Source organism: Limnohabitans sp. 2KL-3, from assembly GCF_001269405.1.
Taxonomy (GTDB): Bacteria; Pseudomonadota; Gammaproteobacteria; order Burkholderiales; family Burkholderiaceae_C; genus Limnohabitans_A.
This window is the reverse complement of record NZ_CXON01000001.1, coordinates 356,633-371,293: the sequence shown is the minus strand read 5'-3', so window position 1 is coordinate 371,293 and position 14,661 is coordinate 356,633. Positions and strand designations below refer to the sequence as shown.

General features: G+C 60.1%; 13 protein-coding genes and 2 pseudogenes. 8 read left to right on the top strand and 7 right to left on the bottom strand.

Annotated features, from left to right (window positions below; genetic code table 11):
* Positions 1–14: 14 nt before the first annotated feature.
* On the top strand, positions 15–947 hold the full coding sequence (locus AMM41_RS01800; protein WP_228769046.1) for a DMT family transporter: 933 nt from the start codon (positions 15–17) through the stop codon (positions 945–947).
* Between the two features lie 7 nt (positions 948–954).
* On the opposite strand, the gene AMM41_RS01795 is transcribed toward AMM41_RS01800, so the two are convergent.
* Together AMM41_RS01795 and AMM41_RS01790 are read right to left on the bottom strand one after the other, a co-directional pair.
* On the bottom strand, positions 955–1,713 hold the full coding sequence (locus tag AMM41_RS01795) for a sulfite exporter TauE/SafE family protein (RefSeq protein WP_089952623.1): 759 nt from the start codon (positions 1,711–1,713) through the stop codon (positions 955–957).
* 303 nt (positions 1,714–2,016) lie between these two features.
* A pseudogene (locus tag AMM41_RS01790) lies at positions 2,017–2,427 on the bottom strand (aldehyde dehydrogenase family protein); the annotation flags it as partial.
* Between the two features lie 323 nt (positions 2,428–2,750).
* On the opposite strand from AMM41_RS01790, the gene AMM41_RS01785 reads away from it, so the two are divergent.
* Together AMM41_RS01785 and AMM41_RS01780 are read left to right on the top strand one after the other, a co-directional pair.
* Positions 2,751–4,133 carry a Fic family protein gene (locus tag AMM41_RS01785; RefSeq protein WP_089952621.1) on the top strand — a complete coding sequence of 461 codons (1,383 nt, stop codon included), beginning with the start codon at positions 2,751–2,753 and terminating at the stop codon, positions 4,131–4,133.
* 163 nt (positions 4,134–4,296) lie between these two features.
* Positions 4,297–5,016, top strand: a complete 720-nt coding sequence (locus tag AMM41_RS01780) for an enoyl-CoA hydratase/isomerase family protein (RefSeq protein WP_089952334.1) — start codon at positions 4,297–4,299, stop codon at positions 5,014–5,016.
* A 222-nt stretch (positions 5,017–5,238) separates the two neighbouring features.
* On the opposite strand, the gene AMM41_RS01775 is transcribed toward AMM41_RS01780, so the two are convergent.
* Positions 5,239–6,750 carry a CoA-acylating methylmalonate-semialdehyde dehydrogenase gene (locus tag AMM41_RS01775; protein WP_089952331.1) on the bottom strand — a complete coding sequence of 504 codons (1,512 nt, stop codon included), beginning with the start codon at positions 6,748–6,750 and terminating at the stop codon, positions 5,239–5,241.
* 253 nt (positions 6,751–7,003) lie between these two features.
* On the opposite strand from AMM41_RS01775, the gene AMM41_RS01770 reads away from it, so the two are divergent.
* From AMM41_RS01770 to AMM41_RS01755, 3 genes and pseudogenes are all read left to right on the top strand, one after another.
* Positions 7,004–7,942, top strand: a complete 939-nt coding sequence (locus AMM41_RS01770) for a LysR family transcriptional regulator (RefSeq protein ID WP_089952619.1) — start codon at positions 7,004–7,006, stop codon at positions 7,940–7,942.
* Between the two features lie 675 nt (positions 7,943–8,617).
* Positions 8,618–8,878: pseudogene (locus AMM41_RS22435) on the top strand (GNAT family N-acetyltransferase); the annotation flags it as partial.
* Between the two features lie 522 nt (positions 8,879–9,400).
* Positions 9,401–10,177 carry a tripartite tricarboxylate transporter substrate-binding protein gene (locus AMM41_RS01755; protein WP_228769045.1) on the top strand — a complete coding sequence of 259 codons (777 nt, stop codon included), beginning with the start codon at positions 9,401–9,403 and terminating at the stop codon, positions 10,175–10,177.
* A gap of 73 nt (positions 10,178–10,250) precedes the next feature.
* Here AMM41_RS01755 and AMM41_RS01750 read toward each other — a convergent pair whose 3' ends face one another.
* Genes AMM41_RS01750 through AMM41_RS01740 form a run of 3 tightly spaced genes read right to left on the bottom strand, consistent with a single transcriptional unit; the run spans position 10,251 to position 12,116 of the window.
* Positions 10,251–10,889, bottom strand: a complete 639-nt coding sequence (locus AMM41_RS01750) for a MarC family protein (protein WP_089952321.1) — start codon at positions 10,887–10,889, stop codon at positions 10,251–10,253.
* A 19-nt stretch (positions 10,890–10,908) separates the two neighbouring features.
* A complete protein-coding gene (locus AMM41_RS01745; protein WP_089952319.1) occupies positions 10,909–11,370 on the bottom strand; it encodes a MaoC family dehydratase in 462 nt (153 codons plus the stop codon).
* Positions 11,370–12,116: an SDR family oxidoreductase gene (locus AMM41_RS01740; protein ID WP_089952317.1), complete on the bottom strand. Its 747-nt coding sequence runs from the start codon at positions 12,114–12,116 to the stop codon at positions 11,370–11,372. The genes AMM41_RS01745 and AMM41_RS01740 overlap by 1 nt, the downstream gene beginning before the upstream one ends.
* Before the next feature lie 77 nt (positions 12,117–12,193).
* Between AMM41_RS01740 and AMM41_RS01735 the strand changes: the two genes are divergently transcribed.
* A complete protein-coding gene (locus tag AMM41_RS01735; RefSeq protein WP_089952315.1) occupies positions 12,194–12,796 on the top strand; it encodes a 2-hydroxychromene-2-carboxylate isomerase in 603 nt (200 codons plus the stop codon).
* Between the two features lie 27 nt (positions 12,797–12,823).
* The gene (locus AMM41_RS01730; RefSeq protein WP_089952313.1) at positions 12,824–13,513 is read left to right on the top strand and encodes a dienelactone hydrolase family protein; all 690 of its coding nucleotides are present in this window, start codon (positions 12,824–12,826) and stop codon (positions 13,511–13,513) included.
* A 9-nt stretch (positions 13,514–13,522) separates the two neighbouring features.
* Here AMM41_RS01730 and AMM41_RS01725 read toward each other — a convergent pair whose 3' ends face one another.
* Entirely contained in the window at positions 13,523–14,653 is a 1,131-nt protein-coding gene (locus tag AMM41_RS01725; RefSeq protein ID WP_194944573.1) for a magnesium transporter CorA family protein, read from the bottom strand.
* Positions 14,654–14,661 lie beyond the last annotated feature (8 nt).

Below are 14,661 nucleotides of genomic sequence, written 5' to 3'. Positions count from 1 at the left end.
CCTGAAGGCTCACCATGAAAACCATGTCCCACAGCGCCCCACTGCACCGTCATGACCAGCTGGCCTTGCTCATTGCCTTGGTGTTGATTGTCATTTGGGGTGGCAACTTCACCCTGCAAAAGTACCTGTTCGACCTGATCACGCCCGGTGGCTTCTTGTGGGCGCGTTACCTCATCATGCCCGTGTGTGCGCTGCTGCTCATGCGCTGGCGTTTTGGTCGTTGGCTGCCGCCTTTGCCCCGCAAGGACGTGCTGCAGATGGCTTGGTTGGGTTTTATCGGCCACTCTTTGCATGTGGGCTTGGTCACTTATGGCATCCATTGGTCCACGGCCTTTTCCAGTTCGGTGATTTTGGCGTGCGGGCCGATTTTGACCTTGTTGATCTTGCGCTATCAGGGTCTGGAGCGACTGACTGCCCCGCAAATGTCGGGTGTGGGACTGGCTTTTGGGGGCGTGTTGATGTTCCTGTCAGACAAGTTGCTGGGTGGCAATTGGCGGGCAGGCGGGGGCGATTTGGTTTTGCTGGTCGCTGCGGCTTTCTTTTCTTATTACACCGTGGCGGTCAAACCCGTGATGGAGAAACACGGACCGGTCTTGACCATGGGGTACGCCACCTTGCTGGGCGGGTTGCCGGTGATGCTTTTGTCGGTGCCCGCTGGCATGGCTGCCAACTGGGGGGCGCTTGATTTTTGGGCTTGGGTGGGCTTGTTTTGGTCGATCTTGGTGTCGGCCTTCATCGGTTGGCTGGCCTGGGGCTGGATCAACACGGTCCGCGGTGTGGCCCGAAGTGCGCCCCTGATGTACTTGATGCCACCGATGGCAGGCTTGTTTGCCTGGGCGCTGTCGGGTGAGCATTACAGTTGGGCCAAGATCGCAGGGGCTGGCGTGACCTTGCTGGGCGTGGCGCTGGCGCAGTATGCCGGGCAGATCAAATGGCGCAGGCGCTGAGCGCTTGTCAGCTCAGCCAAGTGTCGTAGGCGGTTTTGCAGATCAAGACCACCACCACCCCAATGAAGGCGTGTCGCACAAAACCCGCACCGTGCTTGAGGGCCAGGCGTGTGCCGATCAAGCTGCCCAAAATGTTGGACACCGCCATGGCCAACGCCAGGTGCCACCACACATGGCCCTGCAGGGTGAACAGCACCAAGGCTGAGAAATTGGTGGTCATGTTGATCAATTTGGCCGAAGCCGAGGCGTTCAAAAAGTCGTAGCCCATCAGACGCACATAGGCAAAGACCAGAAAACTGCCGGTGCCGGGGCCAAAAAAACCATCGTAAAAGCCAATGGTCAAGCCGATGGCTGCAGCCACCCAGGCTTCTTGGGCACCAGCAAATCGTGGTGCGTGATGACGGCCCATGTCCTTTTTGGCCAGGGTGTACAGCAGCAAGGCCAGCATCAAGATGGGCAAAATTTTGCGAAACACCCCGGGGTCGACTTGGGAGACGGTCCACGCGCCCATCGGTGAGCCGATCAATCCAGCCCCCGCTGCAGGCAGCAAAGAGCGCCAGGGCATGACCACTTTGCGGCTGTATTGCACGGTTGCAAAGGCGGTGCCCCAGATTGAGGCGCTTTTGTTGGTGCCAAACAAGGTGGCCGGTGGCGCTTGGGGAAAGGTGGCAAACAGAACCGGGATCAAAATCAAGCCGCCGCCGCCCACAATCGAGTCGATCAGGCCAGCCAAAAATGAGGCCAGTGAAACAATCAGTAATTCCATGGGGAGTGATTGTGCCGTGGCGTCATGTGAGGGCATGTCGTCATCGGCAGGTGCTTGTGTTGCCTTCAGCGCCAAGGGCGATGGACAAAGCCAAAAAAAAGCGCCGCTTGCGCGACGCTTTGGAAATACATCTCGTTCGGATGTTGGTTGATGTTCGAATTTTTGGGGTTCGAGTTGTCTCCTCGGCCCTCGGGATGCAGATACTGCTTTGCATCGAGTGGCTGAACTGTAAGGGAACAAGACCCTGAATTTCCTCAGGGATTTCCCGATTTTCGGGAAATCCCTGACTGTTTTTTGGATTTTTTACTTCGCCGTCGGCATCACAAACTCAGCGCCCTTGCCAATGCTCTCGGGCCAGCGCTGCATGATGGACTTTTGCTTCGTGTAGAAACGAACGCCTTCTTCGCCATAAGCGTGCATGTCGCCAAACAGCGAACGCTTCCAGCCGCCAAAACCGTGCCAGGCCATGGGCACGGGGATCGGCACGTTGATACCGACCATGCCCACCTGGATACGGCGCGAGAATTCACGGGCCACATTGCCGTCGCGGGTGAAGCAGCTCACGCCGCTGCCGAACTCGTGGTCGTTGATGATTTGCACCGCGGTGGCAAAGTCGGGCACGCGCACGCAGCTCAAGACCGGGCCAAAGATCTCTTCCTTGTAGATCTTCATGTCGGTGGTCACGTTGTCGAACAGCGTGCCGCCCAGCCAGAAGCTGCCAGGCCACAGTGTTATGGATCCGGCCCGATGAAGTTTGCATGAACGCTTTCTTTGTGGGAGCGGCGCCCTCGCCGCGATAGAGCCTCGTAGACCACCACCCATCGCCCCGAGGGCGGGGCTCCCACAAAGCCCCCATCGTTGATCACTGTCCCCAAGGCAAGCCTTCCACTTCAAACTTCTCAGGGCCGGATCAATAGGACCTAAAGAGCTGGCGCATAAGGGCGTCAAAATAGGTCTTTGCGACAATTTTTGTGTCGCATAAAATGTTTTACGACAATTGATTGTCGCAAACCACACACTTCTTCAAACCCCGTCTCATGCCACGCCTGACCCCCACACAAGAGTTGGACAGCTTGCTCGAACTCATCGTCACCGCCGCCGATGGCGTGGGCATTGACACCCTCGCGCAGCAATGGGGAACCCCGATCCACCGCCGCACACTGCAACGGCGCTTGGCCTTGCTGGTGGCGCAGCAACGCATCGAGATGCTGGGCGATCGCCGCACGGCGCGTTACCGCCGCACGACATCTGCCGCCATTCGCGCACAAGAGCCAGAGGTCGATTGGCGCATCGCCCCGCCGCCTGATGACCTGCCCGTGTCGGCACCAGGGGCCGAGGTCCGCGCCTACGTGACCCAGCCGCGCCACCTGCGCCGTCCAGTGGCTTACCGGCCATCGTTCTTGGAGCGATACCAGCCCAACCACACCGCCTACTTGCCGCTGGACTTGCGCGAGCAGCTGCACACCATGGGCCGCTCGCCCGCCGCGCAAACCCCTGCGGGCACTTTCGCGCGGGACATGCTCAACCGCTTGCTGATCGACCTGTCTTGGGCCTCGTCGCAACTGGAGGGCAACACCTACAGCCGCTTGGACACCGAGCGGCTGATCGCGTTTGGCCAAGCCGCCGAAGGCAAGGACGCGCTGGAAACGCAGATGATCTTGAACCACAAACAGGCCATCGAATACCTGGTGCTCAGCCCCGACAATGCCCGTGTGCAGACCGACACCGTGATCGCGTTGCACGCTTTTTTGTCGGACGGCCTGATGGCCGACCCCACCGCCGTGGGCCGCGTGCGCCGCCGCCCGGTGGAGATCGGCGGCAGCGTTTACCTGCCGCTGGCGCTGCCCCAGCGGCTGGAAGAGTTGCTGGGCATCGTGGTGCAGATGGCGGCCGAGATTGCCGACCCGTTCGAGCAAGCCTTCTTTTTGATGGTGCACCTGCCCTACCTGCAGCCGTTTGAAGACGTGAACAAACGCGTCTCGCGGCTGGCCGCCAACATCCCCTTCATCCGCCACAACCTGTGCCCGCTGTCCTTCATCGACGTGCCGCAGCAGGCCTATGTGCACGCCATGCTGGGCGTGTACGAACTCAACCGCGTGGAGCTGCTGCGCGACGTGTTTGTGTGGGCCTATGAACGCTCATGCCAACAGTACGTGGCCATTCAGCAAACCCTGGTGCCGCCCGACATATTTCGGCTGCGTCACCGGCAAGCGCTGGCCGAAGTGGTCGCGGCCATCGTGCGCCAAGGCGAAGCCGCCACCGAGCAGGCGGTGAAAAGCAAGATGCCCAACACGGTGCCGCCGGACGAGCACGCGCACTTCACCGCGCTGGTGCTGGCAGAGTTTGCGGCGTTGCATGCGGGCAATGCGGTGCGGTTTGGGATTCGGCCGTTGGAGTTTTCGACTTGGGTGGGGCGGTAAGCAGGCGCTCGTGGCGCTGCGCTCATTCAATTTCGAGGGGCCCGTTTCGGCCATTAACGGACGGTAGCGATGAGCGTTATTTGCGAGGGCAGTCACTTTCAGCGCATCCACCCAAATCATTTTGCTCACATGCAGTGAAAGATATGCAACAAAATCACCGAATATGACCAATCCCAAACTCCTCTGCAAAATCCATGACGGGACCATGATCTTGTCGTTGAACCGACCTGAAAAGCTCAATGCGATTGACAACGAGCTGTCTCACGAACTACTCGAAGCATTGCACTTAGCCAATGAAGACAGATCCGTCAAAGTCGTATTACTCAGAGGCAATGGCAAAGCCTTCTGCGCAGGGCGGGATATCGCTGCCGCTCCAACCGAGGAAGACTTGACCTCTGTCCAAGCGGTTGCACAAGCCATCGTCGGCTTGTCCAAGCCTGTCGTTGCAGCGGTTCATGGCTGGACCGTTGGAGCGGGCCTGGAATGGATGCTTAACGCAGATGTGGTGATTGCTGCATCCAGTGCTCGTTTCAAACTGCCCGAGGCATCCCTTGGTGTGTTTGTGACGGGGGGACTGATTGCTACCCTTCCTGCCTATGTGGGTGTTGCCCGGGCCAAAGCACTCATGCTCTTGGGCGATGAGTTCTCCGCCGAAGATGCGCAATCATGGGGTCTCATCTGGCGTGTTGTCGAACCTGAGGAACTGGAGCCAGAATCAGAGCGCATCACCCAAAAGCTGGCATCGCTGAAACCCGATTTGGCTGCTCGCTTTAAACGGGCACTGAACGAAGTAGGACTTCACAAATTTCACCAAACCATCGACATCGAAAACGAAGCCCATAGGGCTGTCGTGGTCAGTGAGCCAAATGCAGCAGGTAGTTGAAGAACTCGTATGCCTTGGGTTGGGTCCGTTCTTTGGCATGGGTGACGTCTACTTTGGGTCGAAACGAGTCCCTCAAGCAGGTCACCACAGCAACAGCTCGGCACGCACGCTCACTTTCGTGAGTGCTTAACGCTTCTCCAGACCCGCAACGCGAGAAGCCAAAGAAAAGGCCTCGGCACGCCGAAGCGCAACGAGGCCATTCACACCTGCAAGAAGTGATGATTACTTGGCGGTCGGCATCACAAACTCAGCCCCCTTGCCAATGCTCTCAGGCCAGCGCTGCATGATGGACTTTTGCTTCGTGTAGAAACGCACGCCCTCTTCACCATAAGCGTGCATGTCGCCAAACAGCGAACGCTTCCACCCGCCAAAACCGTGCCAGGCCATGGGCACGGGGATTGGCACGTTGATGCCGACCATGCCCACTTGAATGCGGCGGCTGAATTCACGGGCCACATTGCCGTCGCGGGTGAAACAGCTCACACCGTTGCCGAATTCGTGGTCGTTGATGATTTGCACGGCGGTGGCGAAGTCGGGCACGCGCACGCAGCTCAAGACGGGGCCAAAGATTTCTTCCTTGTAGATCTTCATGTCGGTGGTCACGTTGTCAAACAGCGTGCCGCCCAGCCAGAAACCTTGTTCGCAACCAGCACCGGCCTTCGCGCCGTCAAACTCGCGGCCATCGACCAGCAGTTGAGCACCTTCGGCAACGCCCGCGTCGATGTAGCCCTTGATGCGCTGACGCGCAGCGTCGGTCACGATGGGGCCCATTTCGGCGGCCAGGTTTTCGCCGTTGAGCACTTGCAGGGCCTTGGTGCGCTCGATCAGCTTGGGCAAAATTTTGTCCGCCACATCACCAACCAGCACAGCGACGCTGATGGCCATGCAGCGCTCGCCAGCCGAGCCGTAACCTGCGCCGATCAGCGCGTCCACGGTCTGGTCGATGTCGGCGTCGGGCATGACCACCAGGTGGTTTTTCGCGCCGCCCAGGGCCTGCACGCGCTTGCCGTGGTGGGCGCCGGTTTCATAGATGTAGTTGGCAATTGGCGTGGAGCCGACAAAGCTGATGGCTTTCACGTCGGGGTGCTCCAGCAGCGCGTCCACGGCTTCTTTGTCGCCTTGCACCACGTTGAACACGCCATCGGGCAGACCGGCTTTTTTCAGCAAATCGGCGATGAACAGCGACGGGGTGGGGTCGGTCGGGCTGGGTTTGAGGATGAAGGTGTTGCCCGCTGCAATGGCGACCGGGAACATCCACATGGGCACCATGACTGGGAAGTTGAAGGGCGTGATGCCCGCCACCACGCCCAGCGGCTGGCGCATCGTCCAGTTGTCGATGCCCGTGGAGACCTGGTCGGTGAAGTCGCCCTTCAGCAGTTGGGGGATGCCGGTGGCGAATTCGACGATGTCGATGCCGCGCGAGACTTCGCCCTGCGCGTCGGTGAACACTTTGCCGTGCTCGGCGGTGATCAGGTGGGCCAGCTCGTCTTTGTGGGTGTTCAGCAGCTCCAGGAACTTGAACATCACGCGGGCGCGGCGCAGGGGCGGTGTGTCGGCCCAGGCGGGGAAAGCGGCTTGCGCGGCGGCCACGGCTTGGGCCACTTCGGCGCTGTTGGCCAAGGCCACGCTGCCGGTCACGGCGCCGGTGGCGGGGTTGGTCACGGGTTGGCTGCGGCCCGAAGTGCCAGCGGCGACTTGGCCGCCAATGTAATGACCGATGTTCGTGATGCTCATGGTGTGCTCCTTGTGGCTTGCGCCTGTTGCTCGTGAATTTGTCTTTTGTAGGAACCCACCCCGTGGGCGAATCTCCGATCATGTGGTGACCGTTTGATCGCCGACAGGGGTGGGGTCCTACCAAAATTCGGCGCTTTGTATCCAGCTCTTGCCGATAAAAAGCGCCGAAAGAGTCCTGAGTGTAGGCACCCCCGACACCCCTCACAAGCCCGTAAAGCTGAATTGATTGTTCAAAATGGTGAACAATGCTTGCATGGAAGAGCAAAAAATCAACACCCTCTGGACCCACCTGCACTGGCTCAGCGTGCTGGCGCAACAGGGCAGTTACACGGCCGCTGCCGCCCGTCTCGGCGTGAGCAAGGCTGCCATGAGCCAGCGCATCGCCGAGCTGGAGCGGACCGCCAAGGTGACCCTGGTGCAGCGCACCACCCGCAGCCTGCGTCTGACCGAGGCCGGGCAGCGGCTGGTGGATGACACGCGAGCCTCGTTCGAGCAGATCGAGCAAAGCTTTGCCCAAGTGCGCGACTTGGCCGAACAGCCCAGCGGTTTGCTGCGCGTCACGGCCCCGGTGGCGCTGGCCCGCCAGCAGCTGGTGCCGCTGATGGCCGCTTTTTTGAAAGATTTTCCGGATGTGCGCATCGAACTCGACCTGTCCGACCGCCTGAGCGCCTTGGCCACCGAGGGTTACGACCTGGCCATTCGCCACACCGCCCGCCCGCCCGACACCCATGTGGCTTGGGCCTTGTGTGCGACCGAATCGGTGCTGGTGGCCACTCGCGCTTACATCCGTCAACACGGCGAACCGCAAACCCCCACCGAGCTGCAAACCCACAACTGCCTGCACTACCCCCGCTCGCAAGACACGCCCGCATGGACCTTCGAGCCGCGTGAGCCTTCACAAGCGGGTGAACGCATCACGGTGCCTGTGAGTGGCCACTTCGCTGCCAACAACAGCGAGGCCTTGCGCGAAGCGGCCATGACCGGCGCAGGCATTGCCCTTCTGCCCGACTTCAGCGCCCAAGCCGAATTGCGCAAAGGCCAGTTGGTCCGCGTGCTGCCCGGCTGGAAACCCGTGGGGGCCTTTGCCGAAACCATTTACGCCATCCGCCCCTACGCGCCGCATGTGCCCCGCGCCGTGGCAGCGTTGGTGGTGCATTTGAGGGCAGGATTGGCTACGGGATTTGGGGTGTGATGTATAGCCAGCGAAGAGACTTGGCACTGCTGTTTCAATGCCGCTAAGGTGAGCTCAATCTGGCTTGGCGAACCCGATCCCGCAGGCCATCAAAGTACGTGGCACTGACCGGTGCCGTGGGGGCGGAACTCGCACCAGCCAGGAGTTGTTCTCGCCATTGCAGCCGATCCTGGTCCTTGCGGATCGGTTTAGGCACGAACTCACTGTGGGTGCCGTCCCCGCGTTGGCTGACTTGACGATCCACGAAGGTCTTCAAGGTTTCTGGAAGGGAAATGTTTTGGGCTCTCATGCACTTTGGACAGTGAACTGGGCAAAAAATTGACTTATTGATCCGGCCCGATGAAGTTTGCATGAACGCCTTTTTGTAGGAGCGACGCCCTCGCCGCGAAAGAGCCTCGTAGACCACCACCCATCGCCCCGAGGGCGGGGCTCCCACAAAGCCCCCATCGTTGATCACTGTCCCCAAGGCAAGCCTTCCACTTCAAACTTCTCAGGGCTGGATCAATAATTCAAAAATACACTGAATGATGCGCACCTTCATCGTGAAGCACAAATGGGTGCCTGACCGGTGGTTCACTTTGAAAAGGAGGCAGTGATGCGAATTCGTCTTGCAGAGCCTGAAGATGCCAGGGGCGTGGCTGAAATCCTTGTCGTGATCAGGATGCAGCCAAGGGGGATGCCGAAATCTGGGCCTTGTATGCATCGCCTGCTGTTTGGTCTACAGGTGTGGGGCGTCAGTTGTGGTGGGCGGCTCAAACCACCTTGCGTGAACAAGCTTATCGCCGTTGTTGCTTGTGGGTTTTGGCACAAAACACCCGGGCGATGCGTTTTTACCAAGCGGCAGGGTTTGAGCGGGATGCGGTTCCTGCAAGAGCCCTGGAGCTGGGCGGCGTGAAAGTGGAAGAAATCCGCCTATCCTGCAATCTGCAGGTTTAGAAACCCAATCAACAAGCGCTTGTTGAGCAAATCCTCCTGGCACTGACTTGCCAGGATTTGGCGTGCACTTACGTGCGCGTCCATTTTGTAAGCCCATTTTGCGCACCATGGCCGCCTGCTTTGAGCCAGCCTGAATGCCATGAGCTACCGCGCCGAAACAAATGGCAGAACAATTTGAGTTCTTTGGTAATAATGAATGATTCAAAGAACATCAAAGCAGCATGGATCAGGCTTCAAAGGCCGACGGTCATTCGCACGCTGCAAGGCTCAATCGGGGGAGGCGGAATGCGGCGGCGTGATTTTGTGCAAAAACTGGCAGCCTTGGGCCTGGGTTGCAGCTTGGGGGCACCTGCCCTGACCAAGGGGGCAAACAGTCCAACACATGACCTGGAGGGGATTGAACTGGTGGTGCCTTTTGGTGCCAATGGCATCACCAGTCAGGTGGCCCGGTACTTCCAAGTGGCGCTGTCCAACATGACCGGTTTGCCTGTCCAAGTGGCGCACCAGCATGGGTATACCGGCATGAAGGCGGTGGAGTATGCCGAGCGACACAGCCGTCCACAGCGCCCCAGTCTATTGATTGCAGGGGCGGTCGTCAGTACGGCGGGGGTGGTGGCCAGCCCGATGCACAACGTGAGAGCGGTCGATCAATTTCGCTATGTGGCGTCTCTTTACCGTGATGATCCTGTCTTGATTGCGCGTCAAGAAACTGTCGCAACGCTGGATGATTTGAAGCGTGTGCCATTGGCCAGTCGAAAGTGCGGTATTTCGGGGGTGGGCGCTGCCGGGCATTTGTTTTCGGAAATGATTTCCCGATTGGCGCAGCCATTGGGCACCTACATGGTCACGCAGGGCGATGCCAATGCGATTGAGCGTGTGTTGAGTGGTGAGCTGACGACGGCGATGGTGGACAAAGGCTCGTGTCATCGCTATCTGGACCGAGGCCTGAGTTTTCTGGTCAACATTGGCGATGGGCCGGTGATGAACCACAGAAACCAAGCGGTCGTCACGCTCGCGGAGTTGCTGGGCAACAGACTGAAGGGCTCATTTTTTTACTATTCCTGGGATGCCGTTTTGGCACCAACCAATGTGCCAACACCACTGATTGAGTCCTTGGCATTGGATTTTCAAAAAATCATGGCCATGCCGGAATACCGCGCATTCAGAGGAGAGCGTGGTTTGGCAGCGTTGAATCTGTCGGAGCGGGATTTTTCGCGATTCGTCGCTCAGCAGAGAAAAGTGTGGGAGCAGGCGGTCGAGTTCTTCAACATCAACGCGGAAGAAGCCTTCAGCGGGTGAGCATGGGCTCAAGGCTTGGACGCGTCAGTGTCCTGCGCATCGAGCCGCTTCAACACGGTCAGTGCTGCTGGAATCAAATCCCCCGCGCCAGCACCGGAAACAGCTTGTGCAGGCCATCAGCCATCACCTCAACGGCCAGTGCGGCCAGGATCAGGCCCATGAGGCGGGTCATGACGTTGATGCCGGTTTTGCCCAAAATGCGGGCAATGGGCGTGGCCAATGAAAAGCACAAGGCGGTCGCCAACGCAATCACCACGCCGTAGCCGACCAGGGTGCCGAGTTGGGCGAAATTCTTGGCCTTTTCGGCATAGATCACCACGGTGGACATGGTGGCCGGGCCGGTCAACAGGGGGATGGTCAGTGGCACCACGGCAATGCTGGCACCGACGGCCGCTTTGGCTTCGGCGTCGTGCACTTCGTCGGCGTTGGCGCGGGATTCAGCGGGTTGGGCGTTGAGCATCGACAAGGCGGACGTGAGCAAGAGCATGCCACCGCCGACCTGGAAGCTGGCCAGCGAGATGCCGAAGAACTCCAGAATTTGCAGGCCCAGCAAGGCGCTGGCTGCGATCACCACAAAGGCAGAAAAGGACGACACCCAAATCGTTTTCTTGCGTTGCGCCCGACTGAAACCCTGGGTGTAGTGAATGAAGAAAGGAACAATGGCCAGCGGGTTGACGATGGCCAGCAGGGTGATGAGTGGTTTGAAGTCCATCACCCGATTGTGCTCCGCCTCAGGCTGCTGGCGTGCGCCTTCTGAACATGCCCCAGCCTTCCATGTGCAGCACTTTGTCGCCGTGCTGGTTGAACATCTCCCACAGGTTGCGTGTCATGCCCACATCCGGGCGCTTGCCCATGGGTTTGGTCTCCAGCATGGTGCTTTGCAGACGCAAGGTGTCGCCGGGGTACACGGGCTTGAGCCACTTGATGCCTTCCAGGCCCGGTGAGCCCAGGCTGGAGGTTTCGCACAAGAAGTTGGTCACCATCAGCCGCATGGCCATCGAGCAGGTGTGCCAGCCGCTGGCCGACAGAGCGCCAAACACCGAGGCCTGGGCCGCTTCGTCGTTCAGGTGAAAGGGTTGGGGGTCAAATTGGGTGGCGAAGGCGATGATTTCTTCTCGGGTGGGCGTGATGGTGCCCAGGTCGCGCACCTGACCGGGGGCGAAGTCTTCCCAGTAATACTTGATCTGTGCCATCAGCGGCCTCCTGAGATGTCCAGAAAGCTCATGGTGGTGTAGCTGGCGCTGTCTGACAAGAGCCACACAATCCCCTCGGCCACTTCTTGGGCGGTGCCACCACGTTGGGCGGGCACCAAGTGTTGCAGTTCTTTCACGCGGTTGGGCAGGCCGCCCGAGGCGTGGATCTCGGTTTCGATCAGGCCCGGGCGCACGGCGTTGACGCGGATGCCTTCGGCGGCCACCTCTTTGGCCAAGCCGATGGTGAAGGCGTCGATCGCTCCCTTGGCGGCGGCGTAGTCCACGTACTGGCCAGGCGCTCCCAAGCGCGAGGCGGCACTCGACAAGTTGACGATGCTGCCGCCTTCGCCGCCGTGTTGTGTGCTCATGCGGCGCACGGCTTCGCGGGCGCAAATCAGGCTGCCGATCACGTTGATGTCGAACATGCGCTTCCAGCGGGCCACGCTCATTTCGTCGACGCGGGCTTTGACGTCAACCACGCCTGCGTTGTTGACCAGACCGGTCAGGCGGCCGAATTTGGCGTCGATGTGCTCAAACATGCGCAGCACCTGGTCTTCTTCGGCCACGTCGGCCTGCACCGACATGGCTTGACCGCCCATGGCGCGGATCTGGCGCACCACTTCGTCGGCGGCCAGTGAGTTGGCGGTGTAGTTCACGGCCACTGACCAACCATTTTGGGCTGCCAAAAGGGCGGTGGCGGCCCCGATACCCCGGCTGCCGCCCGTCACCAACAAGACCTTGTTCATCGTGTGTCTCCTGCAAGAATGGTTTGTTGCGGTTACAACCGCATCTGCAAAGATTACACAACACACAAGGAGACAGCATGGGTCGCACAGTGGACTATTACCTCGCCCCCCAAAGCCCCTGGGCTTATTTGGGCCACCAACGCCTGGCCGACATCGTGCAGCGCACAGGCGCAAACTTGCGGGTGATGCCCATTGATCTTGGCGGAAAAGTTTTCCCGATTTCGGGCGGCTTGCCTTTGGGGCAACGTGCGCCGCAGCGACAAGCCTACCGTTTGGTGGAGTTGCAGCGTTTTAGCCAGCACCTGAATGTGCCCTTGAACCTCAAGCCCAGGTATTTTCCTGTGGGTGGCGACGACTCGGCCCGGCTGATCATTGCCGCCGATCTGGCACAAGGCTCACAAGCCGCCATGAAGATCGCAGGCGCGATTTTGGCGGCTTGCTGGGCGCAAGAGCGCAACATGGCCGACGACAAGGTGTTGGCAGAACTGCTTGTTGAGCAGGGTTTGCCGGAGCAGCTGATGGAGGCTTCGCGCAGCCAAGCAGTGCAAGAGCGCTATGAAAGCTACACCCAAACGGCCATTGATGTGGGGGTGTTTGGTGCCCCCAGTTATGTGGTCGATGGCGAAATTTTTTGGGGCCAGGACCGACTTGACTTCGTCGAGCGTGCGCTGGCCCGTTGAGCGCAGCTTGAATTGAAAGGAAAACACATGGGAACGATGATTGAACTGCAAACCGCAGACGGCACTGTGGTGCCTGCCTACGAGGCCCGGCCTGTTGGCACGCCCAAGGGGGCTGTGGTGGTGATTCAGGAAATTTTTGGCGTGAACAGCCACATCCGCGCCGTGGCCGATGGCTATGCGGCCGAGGGTTACCTGGCCGTTGCGCCTGCGGCTTTTCACCGCGTCAAACCTGGGGTGGAGCTGGGCTACACCGATGCCGACATGGGCGAGGGCTTTGGCTACAAAACGGCGGCGGAGGCCTTGCCCGCGCCCAGCGTGATGCAGGACATTCAAGCCGCGATTGACCACGCGGCCCAGGCCTCAGGCGGCAAGGTGGGCATCGTGGGTTATTGCTGGGGTGGCTTGCTGACCTGGCGTGCGGCCTGCACCTTGTCCGGCCTGAGCGCGGCGGCACCTTATTACGGCGGCGGTGTGACCACAGAGGCCGAAACCGCCCGCCAGCCTCGCGTGCCGGTCATGGCGCACTTTGCCGAGGAGGACAAGTGGATTCCCTTGGACACGGTTGAGACCTTTAAAAAGGCTCATCCTTCAGTTCAGGTGTTCACCTATGCCGCACACCACGGCTTCAACTGTGACCAGCGAGGTTCTTGGGATGCGCCCTCGGCCCAGTTGGCGCGCGAGCGCACGTTGGCGTTTTTCAAGCAGCACTTGGGCTGATCTGGCCGCTCAATCGCCAGTCTGCGCCAAGTAGCGCTTGCGCCAGAACACCAGGCCCATGGTCGTGGCAATGGCCCCCATGCCGCCCAGCGTCCACCAAAAGGCGCTGGCAGTGTGCAGCCAGGGTATGAATTCGAAGTTCATGCCGAACACCGCCGCGATCAGGTTCAGTGGCAAAAAAATCGCCGTCAGCGCCGTCAGGGTCCGCATGATGTCGTTGGTGCGGTTGCCTTGGGCGTTGAAGTGCATTTGCACAGCGGTTTCGGTGTTGTGCTCCAGGCGACGCACATGGTGGACGACCCGGTCAATGTGTTCCAGCACATCGCGGCAGCGCACCCTCAAAAGCTCGTGTTCCCGCAGCGCGGCCGGGTCATCGCTCACCACCCAGTCGTCCAGGGTTTCGTTCCAGTTGAGCATGGCCGTGTGCTGGTCGTCGCACAGGTCTTCAAGCTGGTGCAGGGCCAATCGCGCTTGAAGCAGGGCGTCCCAGCGGCGAAAACGTGCGCGGGGATGAAGCAGTTCGGCCTGCCAGTGGTCGAGCTGGCGGCTCAGTTCACGGCGCAGGTCCAGGTAGGCGTCCACCATCTGGTTCACGATGCGCAGCATCATGTCGGCGGGGCTCAAGGGAATGCCGCGTGCCCCGGCCGAGCGGGGGTCGACGTTCAGCGCCTTGTCGCCCGTCGCGTTCAACAGTCGGCTGGCGTAGGCTTCGCGCACGGCGCAGTCGTCGGGGTGCACGCTCAGCAGCACCCGCTCAAACACCACAAAACCCACCGGGCTGGTGTCGATGCGCTGCAAGATGGGCGGGCCGGGCCGTTTGCTTGGGAGGTGTGCAGACAAGGTTTCGCTGTGCCGGGGTGCAGTGCCCGTTTGCTGCGCCAATCGGCGAAACACCAGCAGGTCGTAGTGCGAGGTGAAGTCGTAGCGCGAAGGCAGTTGGCCGTTGAGCAAGTCCGAGACATGCAGGTCCACCAAGCTTTGGCCTGTCAGCTGCTGCAGGCTGGCCTGAATGGCGGGCAGGTGCTGCTCAAAATGCGAGCGGGAAAAAGCCAACCAAAGAAAGCCTTGCTCGGGCAAAGCCTGGGGCAAGGCGGTCTCAGAGCCCTGCGAAGGCCAGGCCTGCACCTGGCTGCCCTGGATGCCGAACA

What these genes read in the sequence shown, in the direction of transcription:
- AMM41_RS01800 (WP_228769046.1), top strand. Translation starts at nt 15, where the DNA reads ATGAAAACCATGTCCCACAGCGCCCCACTGCACCGTCATGACCAGCTG.
- AMM41_RS01795 (WP_089952623.1), bottom strand. Translation starts at nt 1,713, where the DNA reads ATGGAATTACTGATTGTTTCACTGGCCTCATTTTTGGCTGGCCTGATC.
- AMM41_RS01785 (WP_089952621.1), top strand. Translation starts at nt 2,751, where the DNA reads ATGCCACGCCTGACCCCCACACAAGAGTTGGACAGCTTGCTCGAACTC.
- AMM41_RS01780 (WP_089952334.1), top strand. Translation starts at nt 4,297, where the DNA reads ATGACCAATCCCAAACTCCTCTGCAAAATCCATGACGGGACCATGATC.
- AMM41_RS01775 (WP_089952331.1), bottom strand. Translation starts at nt 6,750, where the DNA reads ATGAGCATCACGAACATCGGTCATTACATTGGCGGCCAAGTCGCCGCT.
- AMM41_RS01770 (WP_089952619.1), top strand. Translation starts at nt 7,004, where the DNA reads ATGGAAGAGCAAAAAATCAACACCCTCTGGACCCACCTGCACTGGCTC.
- AMM41_RS01755 (WP_228769045.1), top strand. Translation starts at nt 9,401, where the DNA reads ATGAAGGCGGTGGAGTATGCCGAGCGACACAGCCGTCCACAGCGCCCC.
- AMM41_RS01750 (WP_089952321.1), bottom strand. Translation starts at nt 10,889, where the DNA reads ATGGACTTCAAACCACTCATCACCCTGCTGGCCATCGTCAACCCGCTG.
- AMM41_RS01745 (WP_089952319.1), bottom strand. Translation starts at nt 11,370, where the DNA reads ATGGCACAGATCAAGTATTACTGGGAAGACTTCGCCCCCGGTCAGGTG.
- AMM41_RS01740 (WP_089952317.1), bottom strand. Translation starts at nt 12,116, where the DNA reads ATGAACAAGGTCTTGTTGGTGACGGGCGGCAGCCGGGGTATCGGGGCC.
- AMM41_RS01735 (WP_089952315.1), top strand. Translation starts at nt 12,194, where the DNA reads ATGGGTCGCACAGTGGACTATTACCTCGCCCCCCAAAGCCCCTGGGCT.
- AMM41_RS01730 (WP_089952313.1), top strand. Translation starts at nt 12,824, where the DNA reads ATGGGAACGATGATTGAACTGCAAACCGCAGACGGCACTGTGGTGCCT.